We start from the raw sequence: 12689 nt of genomic DNA, 5'->3' as shown, positions 1-12689 counted from the left end.
CTACGCTCAGTACAAGTGCCCAATGCCCAATTCCCAATAACAATTGTTACGTTACTTAACATTTTTTGTTACCACCTCTCGCACGCGATAGATAGGCCGTCCTTGGGATTCGTGGTATGTACGCATAAGCAATTCTGCTAAAAGTCCGAAGCAAAACAACTGCACTCCTGTTAGTAACAAGAGAACTGCTAAAATCAGCAGAGGGCGATTGCCAATCATCTCACCTAAAGCCAATTTGACGAAAGTCAAGTAAATTCCGATCGCAGTTCCCGAAAACATGGAAATCAAGCCCAACAGCCCAAAAACGTGCATCGGGCGGGTGAGGAATTTTTTCATAAACAGAATGGTTAACAAATCCATCAATACCCGGAATGTCCGCCAAATTCCATATTTACTACGACCAAAGCGGCGAGCGTGATGACGTACAGGTATTTCGGTAATTCTAGCTCCTTCGATGTACGCCAAAGCGGGTAAAAATCGATGTAATTCTCCGTAGAGGTTCATATCTGCCAACAGTTCTGCACGATAGGCTTTCAGCGAACAACCATAGTCATGAATATTCACGCTAGTGGTGCGGCGAATTAACCAATTGGCAATTTTGGAAGGAAGTAACCGATTTACAGCCCCATCTTGGCGTTTTTGTCGCCAACCACTCACCAAATCGTAACCTTCGTCCAGCTTTGCTAATAACATCGGGATATCAGCCGGATCGTTCTGGAGATCGGCATCTAAAGTAACGATCGCTTTACCGACTGCATAATAAAATCCAGCAGCCATCGCCGCAGTTTGTCCGTAGTTGCGGCGCAAAATCACCGCTTTTAAATCAGTGCGGATTTGCGCCTGTTCTTTAAGAAAATCCCCAGAACCATCTGTAGAACCATCATCTACACAAATGATTTCATAATTTACCTGACTAGAAGATAAAGTAGAGGCGATCGCTTCTAGTAAAAGCGGCAAACTCTCCACCTCGTCATGTATTGGTACTACCACCGAAACATCTGGAACAATTGCTGAAATCGTCCCATTTTCCCCCATTACCCCTTGATCGATCAACCCACTCCTCATAAGCCTCAGCATCCTCAGCGTCTCTGTGGTTCGTAACTCTTAAAAACTCTACCAGCACCTCGCAGCTGCTGATAGTACGACTGACTAACTGCATCTCCCTGTTCCGAGAGAATATCAATTCCGATCCCATTCCGTCCCTGTTCTTTCCCAGAACTATGGATATAATAACCATCCGCCAAATAAAGCCCGACATGGGTGGCTTTTTGCCTAGTTCCAAAAAATACCAGATCCCCGGCTGCTAATTCTGCAATCGTAATTGGTTGAGTGAATCCTTCCTGTTGATAGGCATCTCTAGGTAGCCAAATACCCACCGAAGCAAACGCCGCCTGCATCAACCCAGAACAGTCATAATTTGGCCCAACCGTACCACCCCAAAGGTAATAATTTGATTGTTGCATCGCTTTTTGGGTAAAGGCGATAATCTCTGCTAGAAGTTTTTTAATCTCCGATTCAGAAAATGTTGCAGCCTGATAAGGTACAGTAGCAGATTGTAATGAATCAAAATCTGAAACAGATAGCCATCCCGGATAGTCATCTTCACATAAATACACCTCAACCGCCGAATTTTGATGATTTGATGTTAGCCACAAATGTCTCCCAGATGCAGCTTGAGTTGCTAAACGCGTACATTCAGGAGAATCATATAAATTCAGGTCAGCTAAACACTGATACTCCCCTGATTTTGGATTTTGAACTTCGGCTTCGCTCGGTCGAACCATTTTGGATTTTAGATTAAAGGACATTATCAGAGAATGATTTTTTTTAATAAAGACGAACAACTAGAGAATCTTGGTAATGGCATTTTAGATGCAACTTGGGCAGCATTTCCAACCTTAGCGCGAAACCAAATTGCCTTGACTTGGGTTGTTTACGATCCACCAGTGCGAGTAAATACTGGTGGGGCGCTGACTCCCAACGCTTTTTGGGATCACCCAGTTCGTGGTTTCACTTATCGCGGTGTTGAGCGGATTTATCCTGCCAGTGTAGTCAAGCTATTTTACCTGGTAGCGGTAAACGAATGGCTAGAAAAAGGTATGAGTCAAACCTCCAAGGAGTTAGAGCGAGCTTTGCAGGATATGATTGTCGATTCTAGTAACGATGCTACCAGCTTGGTTGTGGATATTTTGAGTGGCACTACATCAGGGCCAGAATTACCAATTGGGCCCTTTGAAACCTGGAAATATCAGCGTAATATTGTTAACCGCTATTACCAATCTTTAGCTTGGGAAGAATTGGAGACAATTAACGTCTGTCAAAAAACTTGGGGTGATGGCCCTTATGGGCGGGAACGGGCGTTTGTGGGAGAGTTACTAGAAAATCGCAATATGTTAACCACAAATGCGATCGCTAGGTTACTGCATAGTATTGTAGGTGGAGTGGCAGTTTCAAGCGCGCGATCGCAAGCCATGATGGCTTTACTGAAACGTCCTCTCAAAGATTTGCCCACTGACACCGAGGAAAATCAGGTGACAGGTTTCTTAGGCGGTGGACTGCCTGAAAATGCTCAAATTTGGTCAAAAGCAGGTTGGACAAGTCAAGTTCGCCATGATGCAGCGTATATTGAATTACCAGAACAGCGCCCTTATCTTTTAGTGGTATTTACTGAAGGGAAAGCCCAGGCTAAAAGTCGGGATATTTTGCCTTTTGTTTCTAGGCGAGTTGCCGAAGCGATCGCTAGTCTATAATCTTAGGATTTACGCAGAAGAGATACCCCATTTTTTATTTGTCGTTAGCCATATTTTTGTAACAGTCAAAGTATTGCGCTCACCCAATATCCCGCCCAGAACTTCAGTTCTGGGCTGATAGTTAAAGTCCACTCAAGTGGACTGAAATTCTCCATTTTAGATATGATAGCCATCTCAATACGGTTCGGTTAAAGGGGAAAGGGTAAAGGGTAAAGGGGAATAAAAAACCTTTAACCGCAAACCCATTTCCCTTTTCTCCAAACCCTATTTTGAGTTCAAAATGCTTATCCGAACCGTATTGATAGCCATCTATTCGTTAGAGAAGAACGCCTTCGCGCAGCGTCTCGTAGAGAAGGACGCAGAGAGAAGAAAGAAATGCTTAACTGAACTGTATTGGTATTTAGTCCTCTTGAGAGGACTTTAGCTATTAGCCTGGGAATTTATTCCCAGGCGGTAATGGTAAGGATGACAATTTCAACTTAAATTCATCAAACTTCAATACTTCCGAATCAGGCTTGCGAGTATCAAAACGATAACTACTTACCGTACCTGTCCCCGTATCAAAAATACTAAAAACCGTAATATCATTACTCGCAATATAAGGCATCGGCTTTCCATCTTCACCCAGCAAAGGGGCAATTGTTGGCACTATCGGTTCTAACCCATTGGGATCGCCAAGCTTAACATAATCCTCTTGATATCCAATTGGCACTTCTCGCTTTCTGTCACCCCAAGCAGCACCATAAGTATTGCCTACATTAGAGGTTTCCAAAAAGTGCATTCCACTGGGACTAACAAAGCGGTTCCATAAATGAGAATGTCCATAGAATACCAATTGCACATTAGCCGCTTCAAGTATTGGGACAACATCGCGGATAATATAATCTGCGTCTTTTGGGTACTCATAACGCACTGCTTTGATATTGTCGCTATCCCGTTCAATTATCTGTACTGGCTCTGTATAAGCAGGAACTATATTATCACCCAAAGTATGGGGTGGATGATGGAACATCACAACTTTGTATTTTGCTTGTTGAAACTCAGGGCTGTTAAGTTCCGACTCTAGCCAATTATATTGCTTGCTGCCTTTAGCAATTGGCTCATAAATCACCTGTCCATAACCCCAATTTTCAGGATTATTTAAATCCTTTTCAGCTTCTCGATATCTACCCTTAAACTTTCCATCTAATTTGGGAGTTCGCCACATATTTGTAGCGTACAGTACCACCAAACGCGTATCACCAAAACTAACTGCATAATACCTTTTTTCACCCTCTTTACTTTTTGGTAAAGAAAAAATCTCTTCATAGGTATTAGTATTAAAAGAATTATCGATTAAAGATTTATCTGGATAGATTCTTTGAGCAACAACACGGGGAATTGTATCATCAAATTCATCATTTAAACTCCCTGTCCTAGCAAACCGCCCCATTACCTCATGATTGCCAATGCAAGTAAACATGGGTGCGTGTTGAATTATTTGTCCGCCAGTGTAGATTGTTTTAACACCATTGTGCGTCATTTCATGTTTAGCACGACCTTGCAAACCGGGAAACAACGCACCACCACCATTATCATCAAACCATTCTGAGGCGCGATCGCTAACATTGACCAAATCACCGGCAAACCACACGCCATCGACTCGTCCCACTGTTTCTACCACCTTTTGCAGATTTGCCGCTGTCATCGGCTTTAATTGATGATCTGAGGTCAGTAGAATTTTAAGTGGTGTATCTGATTTAGGAGTAGCTGCAAGGCTGAAAACATCACTGTCAACACTTTTGCCGTCTTCTTGCACACTTGTGACACGATAGTTAACCCGCACACCAGGAGTTAACCCAGTTACCTCAGCCTCATGTCGCCAAATGTCCCTTTGGACGGGTTTTTGATAAACTTGTCCGTCTTGGTTTTGGCTTGCAACTCTTGATTGTTGGTCTTCACGCGTGCGACTAAGTTTGGTAGTACTTGCTCTAGCAGTTTGTTTGAGATTTTCCCCGTAGGTTACTATGTGATTAACACCAGCAAATTCAGTAAACCAAACTACTTGCACTGAAGTTGCAGTCGGCAATTGCAAAAATGGGTCGGTGAGCAGTTGGGGTGCTGATGTCATAATTGTTTGCCCAAATGAACGCACACCTACCAGAGTAAAGCATATAACAAGCACAAGCATCGCTACTGAGGAAATTTTTCGGCGGCTTTTGTGTCTGAGCATGAGTAACACACCAAATTTTAGGGTATTCACCGACTGAACGCATTTTATTATAGGAAATGTGTGTAAAATCCCGAACAATTACTCCAGCAGCTACCGGATTTATTCAACCGTCAGCAGCAAGTAAACCAGACAGGACAATTAGTTGCTAAATTTAATAGACCCGCCTTGAAAATAGGGAATAGGGAATAGGGAACAGGAAGAAGTATTTTCATTGTTCCTTGTGAGTTCCACTCATGAAGTCTCTTGCAAAAATATATTTTTCCAAGAGAGGGAAAAGGGACTCATGTTAAAGGGGAGGATTTTGAGTTTCTTTACCCTTTTCCCTTTCACCTTTACCCCGGCTTTTGTAAGAAGTCTAATATCAGTGTGAGTAATCAAAAGTGGAAATACAAACTTTTTCACAACTACTAATTTTTGGCTCTTTTATCGGATTAATTGGTTGGACTATTAGCAATCAAATTGGCAGAACTCAACTTCAAGTTAAAAGCCATGAAGATTGGTTACTAGATGGTACAGGGCTAATGATTCAAGGAATTTTGATTCCCTTACTACAAGCTACTTTAGTTTATTGGCTTTATAAATACTTATTACCAACTCAGCAAGGAGATTTAAAATTATCATTAATTCCAACTTTTCTGATCGGTTTTGTTGTAGTTGATTATTTATATTATTGGAATCATCGTTTATTACATACAAAACTTTTGTGGAAGGTTCATCAAGTTCATCATACTGTTACTCAGATGGATGTACTAGGAACTTCTCGCAACACACTTTGGACAAGTTTGTTAATTATTTATTTATGGATACACACTTTATTTTTATATCTTTTAGCCGATCCTACAGGTTATGTACTTGGAGTAAGTCTAACTTCTGCCTTAGATTTATGGCGACATAGCCGTTTGATAATTCCTGAACATAGCTGGTTTTATCAATTTTTATCTTCTTGGTTAATCTTGCCACAGGATCATGCTTGGCATCATTGCTGTGAAATCCACAATTATAACTATGGAGCTAATCTAAAAATTTGGGATAAGTTACATGGGACATATTATGAAAGCAAAAAAATGCCATCTACAATCGGAATTTCTAGCTCATTAAACTTGTTCCAAAAACTTTTATTTCCATTTTCATGACTGTTCTAAGTAAAATTCTGTTGTTTTTTCCCGCCTTTGTATTATTGCTAACTGGGGCAGCAATAGTCTACCTCGTTTATTCACCCAACATCTTCAGTATTTTCGGGGTGTTCCTTTCTATTTATGGGCTACCAGTGCTAGTTTACCGCTTGCATGAATGGGTTTATCCTGTGCGGGAAGGTATTAGTTATCTACAAAATAAAGAATATAATTCCTGGTGGGGTAGTCATCAAATCCAAGTAATTTTTATTGCAATTCCAGTGTTGGAAGCAGTGTTGCGGTTGATTCCAGGGGTGTTTTCTTGTTGGTTGCGATTGTGGGGTGCTAAAGTGGGGCGAGATGTCTATTGGACACCAAGTTTAGAAATTGCCGATCGCAGTTTATTAGAAATTGGCGATCGCGTCGTTATCGGGCATCGTGTCGGTATCTATTCTCACGTCATTAAACCCCGTAAGCAAAATTTAATGTTGTATGTCAAAAAAGTCAAGATTGGCAGCAATGTTTTTGTGGGAGCCGGATCTAATCTTGCTGCTGGTGTCGTCATTGGTGATGGTTCTTATGTACCAGCAGCCAGTAACCTTTATCCTAATCAAAAGGTGCAATAATTCGTAAGGTAGCAATGATGGAAAAAGCGGTGTTATCTCAAACTTACAAGGTGCGTTGCATTCCATTAATACACCCTACAAGATCGGCGATTACACTGATAAGTTTTCAATTGTTGGGAGCAAGAAAATTTTTATACTGCTTTCCTGTCTCCTAATCTAAATAGTCTCCTGTATCATAGTGAAAACCACAATTCATGCAAATATATTGCATTGTAAGACCACCATATCTAGATATAAGAGCCGCAGGACCAACCATTTGATCTCTAACTGAACATCTAGGACAAGCTCCTATTTTTTGTATCTGTAAATCGGGATAGTTAGACATAGTAGGAGAAACAATAATTCTCTTTTCTTCCTCTTCTATCTGCTTTAACTCTTCTTCTGGAGGCAAGTCCTCTATTTCTAAATCTTCTCCTTTTTGATATTCTCTTAATGCTTCAGATAGACTGTCATATAGATGAAATTTAAGCTCTTTTTCACCACACTTTTGACGAAGTTCTCTATATAGAAATGAATTTAAATACAACTTGCCTTTGAATTTAGAGAAATAATCTGAATCAGCAGTTATAATCCACAAACTTTTACTGTAATCAAAACTATCTAACAATTGTTCCCATGAGAGTTCGTCACCAATAGCATCCTTTGTTTTACCTGGTGGATGACCCAGCATTTTTCTTGTTTCAGCACGCTTAGTTTGAGAATCACTAGCCTTAATTGCATCCTCAAATATTTTTTCCAATACTTGGGTGACTGTATCCTCAGAATGTTCAATACTACTAAGTAATGAGTGAACATAACTTGAAAATTTCTCACTCAAATCTGTCCCAGCTTTTTCAAGCTTTTTCCTCTCATCATTCCAGTCTTGTGCAGTTGTTCCAGCAGTAGCAGCAGTCAAATGAACTGGTATACTTACATTATTTATTTTAAGCTTTTCGCTATAATTATTAACAGATACAAGAGTTACATTTAGGCGATTTCTTCTAACTTCATTTGCTACTTGTTCTGTTATAAATAATTTGTTTTTTAGCTTAAGGAGTGTTTCTAAGAGCTTTCTAAATTCAGGTGCGTTCGTGTTGTAAAAGCGTAATAGTATGTTAGCATCGATAAAGATCATTGCTTGTATTACCTAAAAAAAGTAGAAACGACAGGTAGTATAACTATTTATTAGTATGCAGAAAATTTCCATATGTTGCACTAAGTGATTCAGATAGGGAAAGACTTAAGAAGTATTTTAATCATAATATCAATATATAGTTGGATATTTTCACTATCCAACTATATATACAGAATTTTTCTGTATATATAGTTGATTTGAGGCAGATATCTAAAATTTTTCTGGACTTTATCCGAAAAAGTATAATAGATAGAAAATTTACGTATAGTAACTGAATTTTATACCTAGTACAATATCTTCAGTGTATTACTCGCTGATATACCGAAAATTTCCACATAATAAATATCCAAATTAAGATATTAAATACCATTTCATTCCATTAAAAATTATAATGCGTCCGATTATTCAGCTTTTTGGGCAAATTCTCGCACCAGCGGCTAGGCGATTCGATCGAGCTTTGCATAACCCAGAGTTAACGCAGACATCTGTACAAAAGGAAATTTGCGATCGCCTAATCAAAAGCGAGTATGGTAAAACTTTGGGGATTCACTCTGTAGACGATTGGCAATGCGTACCAATTGTAAATTATGATACACTCGAACCCTACTTAAATCAAAAACATCAGCAAATTTCCCTGACACCAGAACCTATTTTGTTCTATGAAAAAACCTCTGGTAGTAGTGGAGCAGTAAAATGGATTCCTTATACTCAATCTTTGCGGCGATCGTTTAATCAAATGTTCTGTGTATGGGCACACGATCTGATTGTACATGGCCCGAAGTTTTCTACAGGCAAACTTTATGCTTGTATCTCGCCACAATTAAATGTAGCTGATAGTCAAACTTTACAAGATGATTTAGATTACTTAGATGGCTGGTTGCGTTGGTTTTTGCGTCCTTGGTTGGTGATACCAAATAAACTTAATCGGCTACATGATGCGAACTTATTTAAACATCAACTGGCTTTGGCATTATTAGAGGCTGAAAAATTAGAAATTATCTCTATTTGGAGTCCTAGTTTTCTACAAGTACATTTAAAATATATTCAAGAAAATCAAGATTTATTACGAGGAGAATTACACAACCGGATTTCACATCATCGGTTGCAACACCTGTGCGAAAGTAATATTCCCTGGATGCAACTCTGGCCAAATTTGAAGCTGATTTCTTGCTGGGATAGCGCCAATGCAGCAGACCAAGCGCAAGGATTAAGATTAAAATTTCCAGACGTATTAGTTCAAGGTAAAGGACTACTTGCAACGGAAGCACCAATGACGATTCCGTTGATTGTCGCTGGGGGATGTCTGCCGGTTCTCGATGAAGTATTTTTCGAGTTCGAGGACGATACTGGTTCGTTGTATGGTTTACATGAACTCAACATTGGCAAGGAATACACGATTATTTTATCTCAAAAAGGGGGTTTGTATCGTTATCGAATTGGCGATCGCATTCGGGTAACTCATTACTATCGCCACACTCCCTGTTTAGAGTTTCTCGGACGACATCAAGCCGTTAGCGATTTAGTGGGCGAAAAGTTGCAAGAAACCTTTGTAAATAATGCTCTAACTCTCTTGAACTTGCAAGAAACTAATTTTAAAAGTTTGATGCCAATTACCGATCCTCCGCACTATATTTTATTATTAGATTCGGCAACACAAACCCCAGAAATTATCGCTCAAAAACTGGATCTGGCTCTATCAGAATCGTATCATTACAAGAGAGCGAGAGCCATCGGTCAACTTACACCACCACAAGTTTTAATCTCTAGTCAAATTCCTGAAATATTAGTTTCCCATCGTATCCGCACTGGAAGTATTTGGGGAGGTATTAAGCATCCAATTCTAGCAACATCACCCATTAGCACTGAACTTTTACAAGAATTGCAGGTGAAAATTGTCCAAAAATAGCTCAATACGGTTCGGTTAAAATTTTTTGATGAAAATTATAAATCGCCGTCAACACGAAAAACTGATTATTGTAGAGACGGCGATTCATCGCGTCTCTCACCTTCGGCGATTCATCGCGTCTCTCACCTTCGGCGATTCATCGCGTCTCTCACCTTAATGTGTTCATTTTTAATTTTTAATTTTTAATTCCGCCTTGCGGTACTAGCCTTTTAAAATGTGATTAAATATTTAACGTGATTCTAATTTAGCAACTCGCTCCTCTAATTTATTAACTTGTTGCTTCAATTCAATCACCAAAGTTGCAAGCCGATCGAACATCGGATCTTGTTGTGATAAGTTCCTTCTAGAACCAGTTGATTGTCGTGGGGTAAGTGTTGTTCTTGAAGATGGAGACTGGCGAGTTCTACCTAACTGAGACTCTAGCTGATTTAACCGCGACTCAACACGATTCAAATCCGCTTCCAGATTGTAGATGCGGGACTCTACTTGCTGCGATGAGGCAGTTTTAGAAAAAAAACTGCCCCAGATAATTGTTGCTAAAATCCCGGCGATTACTAACACCTTGATTTTTTTCATACCAATAGCTGACTTGTTAGAACAGTCTATCTAACCAGACTTGGTTGAGATAATTTACAGACTAAAAATCTGTAGATATTTCATCTCTTATCTGGTTGTAAATTAGAAAATAAACTCTGCCAATCGATATTGACAGTATTTTCTCCCTGCTTAACCTCAAATGTGACGTTAGATGCTTTTCCTATTTTTAACGCTTGTACGCAAAGTTCTGCCACATCCTCACGACTGATTTTGCCTCTAATATTATCACCTTGCTCAAATATTAATTCCTTACCTCCTGGGTCTTCAGTTAAGGCACAAGGTCTAATAATTGTATAAGGAATTCCGCTTTCTCTTAAACTATCTTCTCCCTTCAACTTCCAAGTTAAAATTCCTCCCAATTGGTCATTTAATTTCACTGCTGGCGGTTCTTCATCTAAATTAATGCCAGGACGACCAGGACGAGTGACACCTGCTGAACTGACGAGGATAAATTGTGGTAAAGTTGCCCCCCCATAAGCTTTAATTGATTCCAACTGGAAAGTAAAACTACCTGGGGAAAATTTCGGATTTAAAGCGCCATCATGTTCAAATTTGCTCAACATCAGTTGAAATGAGCAAATTCTACTTTGCTCAATTGGTGGCGCATCTTTGACAGTTTTTGCCCGAAAGACGGGAATCAAATCTGCAAAGGGAACATGAACATCTATCCAGGTATTAGCTACGGTGTCAAAAGAATAGCTGTAGCCAACACCATCCCATGTTGTATCTGTCCGTAGAAAGATTTTATAGCGTTGACCATCACCTTTGACACGCAATTTCACACCTTCATAACTAGATAAGTTGAAAGGTGGATCGAAATTCTTCGTTCTGACAGAAGCAAATCCGCCAGAGTTAGCGGTGGAAACATTACCCGCAAATAAAGCTGTATTTTCTACTAATTGGATATTACTGGCACTCACGCCACCCATGACAACATCATCCAGCGCTCCCCAGTAATCCTTTAATTCTGCTGATGGCTTGGTGAAATCAAATATTAGTTTTTCCTTTGCTTGAGGTAGATATTTTGCTGCCGCTTGAACTAAGTTTTTGACTCCTTGATATTCTACATTTTCGGGAGTGTCACCAACAATTTCTGGTTGGTAAAATTTAACACCTTGATAGTATTTAGCTCTATCTGCTGTGTCTCCCTCAACTGGTTGTACGCGTACTGCTGTGCAACAAATTACAGCTTGGATATCAGAAAGAACTAAAGGAGTTAAAGTTTCTGGTTGCGTAATATCTGCAACTACTAAATCGATATCATTACCAAGAATTGACCGCGCTTTGTCGATATCTCGAACTAGAGCGCGAACTTTATAACCTTGTTGGAGCGATCGCTGCACAACTCGTTTACCGACACCGCCCGTTGCACCTGCTACTAATATTACACCCACGTTTCTTCCCCCATTGGGTCTATATTGATTATCCTTAGGACGACCTTGGATTAATTGCTGTACCCAGTTAAGGAAAGGAATTACCTCAAAGTAAGTCAGGGTTTCGATAAACCTGCCTAAGTCCCATTGAGAACGATTTTTGTCAGTCATATTTGCGTCCTCATAACTTTATTTACTCTAACAATTTTAGAGGGAGTAGCGAGTCAATACTTTTTGGGTTTTGGGGGAAAGGGAAAAGGGAAAGGGTTTGATATTTACCTTTTCCCGCAAACCCATTAACCTTTACCCAGACCAAAAGAGAGATTGTTGGATTTATCCGAAAAGTATTGAGTGACGAGTAGTGTAGTTCAATTACTTGAAAAACGCTGTCATTTCTTCAGAGTGCAAGAGTATCATCAGCAATATCTAGAGAAGCATGGACGCGCCTCTTACAGGATAGGCTAATCTTTCACTGGATTGAGGGAATATATAAGTGCTCAGTTAGAATATTTATACTTCATAAATAGTACAAAAGATTTTGTTAACCTCTTTCGTAATTGAGATAGTCCAAACTTAGACTTGAGGGATGGTGGTAAGTCTTGAAAGTTAACGGATACAAAACCTCTTTGAATGTAAAAATTCACCAATTGATGTTTTAAGCATTTTAAATAAAGCGGTTGACTAGCTTGAGTAATTAAATGCTGCACTAGAACAGTCCCCAAACCACGGTTTCGCCAAGCTGGTGCAACAAATAAACTACCTAGTTCTTGTGCTAAGTGAAAGTTTCGGATCTGCCCGAAGGCTACTAAATGCCCATCACATTCAATGACCCAAAATTGCTGCCATCTGAGTTGACTGGGATCTAGCTTTGCTTTAAACACAAAAAATACTATTAACCACATATCAAAAGGCTTGGCCTTACGAAGAACATACTCAGGTGGCAACGAGACATTAGACTGTATCATCTATCCAGCAATAATTAGACAGTCCCAATTTACC

General features: G+C 39.7%; 12 protein-coding genes. 5 read left to right on the top strand and 7 right to left on the bottom strand.

All coding sequences use genetic code 11. The features are described from left to right. Nucleotides 1-51: 51 nt before the first annotated feature. Nucleotides 52-1065, bottom strand: coding sequence for a glycosyltransferase family 2 protein (locus tag NSTC731_RS31605; protein ID WP_445628393.1), 1014 nt, complete (start codon nt 1063-1065; stop codon nt 52-54). A gap of 14 nt (nt 1066-1079) precedes the next feature. Continuing rightward, the gene (locus NSTC731_RS31600) at nt 1080-1808 is read right to left on the bottom strand and encodes a C40 family peptidase (protein WP_445628392.1); all 729 of its coding nucleotides are present in this window, start codon (nt 1806-1808) and stop codon (nt 1080-1082) included. A 9-nt stretch (nt 1809-1817) separates the two neighbouring features. Between NSTC731_RS31600 and NSTC731_RS31595 the strand changes: the two genes are divergently transcribed. Beyond that, nucleotides 1818-2750: a serine hydrolase gene (locus NSTC731_RS31595; protein ID WP_445628391.1), complete on the top strand. Its 933-nt coding sequence runs from the start codon at nt 1818-1820 to the stop codon at nt 2748-2750. A 427-nt stretch (nt 2751-3177) separates the two neighbouring features. Here NSTC731_RS31595 and NSTC731_RS31590 read toward each other — a convergent pair whose 3' ends face one another. Then, a complete protein-coding gene (locus tag NSTC731_RS31590; protein WP_445628390.1) occupies nt 3178-4860 on the bottom strand; it encodes a metallophosphoesterase in 1683 nt (560 codons plus the stop codon). A gap of 482 nt (nt 4861-5342) precedes the next feature. Here NSTC731_RS31590 and NSTC731_RS31585 point away from each other — a divergent pair, with 482 nt between their 5' ends. Both NSTC731_RS31585 and NSTC731_RS31580 read left to right on the top strand, forming a co-directional pair. Beyond that, nucleotides 5343-6095: a sterol desaturase family protein gene (locus NSTC731_RS31585; protein WP_445628389.1), complete on the top strand. Its 753-nt coding sequence runs from the start codon at nt 5343-5345 to the stop codon at nt 6093-6095. Then, complete coding sequence (locus NSTC731_RS31580; RefSeq protein WP_445628388.1) at nt 6092-6700, top strand: acyltransferase; 609 nt, start codon at nt 6092-6094, stop codon at nt 6698-6700. Before NSTC731_RS31585 ends, NSTC731_RS31580 begins: the two co-directional genes overlap by 4 nt. A gap of 151 nt (nt 6701-6851) precedes the next feature. Here NSTC731_RS31580 and NSTC731_RS31575 read toward each other — a convergent pair whose 3' ends face one another. Next, complete coding sequence (locus tag NSTC731_RS31575) at nt 6852-7814, bottom strand: PIN domain-containing protein (protein WP_445628387.1); 963 nt, start codon at nt 7812-7814, stop codon at nt 6852-6854. A 391-nt stretch (nt 7815-8205) separates the two neighbouring features. Between NSTC731_RS31575 and NSTC731_RS31570 the strand changes: the two genes are divergently transcribed. Then, a complete protein-coding gene (locus NSTC731_RS31570; RefSeq protein ID WP_445628386.1) occupies nt 8206-9720 on the top strand; it encodes a GH3 family domain-containing protein in 1515 nt (504 codons plus the stop codon). Between the two features lie 28 nt (nt 9721-9748). Beyond that, a complete protein-coding gene (locus NSTC731_RS31565; protein ID WP_445628385.1) occupies nt 9749-9877 on the top strand; it encodes a hypothetical protein in 129 nt (42 codons plus the stop codon). 71 nt (nt 9878-9948) lie between these two features. Here the strand turns inward: NSTC731_RS31565 and NSTC731_RS31560 are convergent, their stop codons facing one another. From NSTC731_RS31560 to NSTC731_RS31550, 3 genes are all read right to left on the bottom strand, one after another. Then, nucleotides 9949-10296 (bottom strand): hypothetical protein, encoded by a 348-nt coding sequence (locus tag NSTC731_RS31560; protein WP_445628384.1) that lies wholly within the window; start codon nt 10294-10296, stop codon nt 9949-9951. A gap of 80 nt (nt 10297-10376) precedes the next feature. After that, complete coding sequence (locus NSTC731_RS31555; protein WP_445628383.1) at nt 10377-11861, bottom strand: CIA30 family protein; 1485 nt, start codon at nt 11859-11861, stop codon at nt 10377-10379. 326 nt (nt 11862-12187) lie between these two features. After that, nucleotides 12188-12655 carry a GNAT family N-acetyltransferase gene (locus NSTC731_RS31550; protein WP_445628382.1) on the bottom strand — a complete coding sequence of 156 codons (468 nt, stop codon included), beginning with the start codon at nt 12653-12655 and terminating at the stop codon, nt 12188-12190. Nucleotides 12656-12689: the final 34 nt, after the last annotated feature.

It is taken from the genome of Nostoc sp. DSM 114167 (assembly GCF_052692655.1).
The sequence above is the reverse complement of the archived record's forward strand: the minus strand, read 5'-3'. Positions and strand labels throughout refer to the sequence as shown.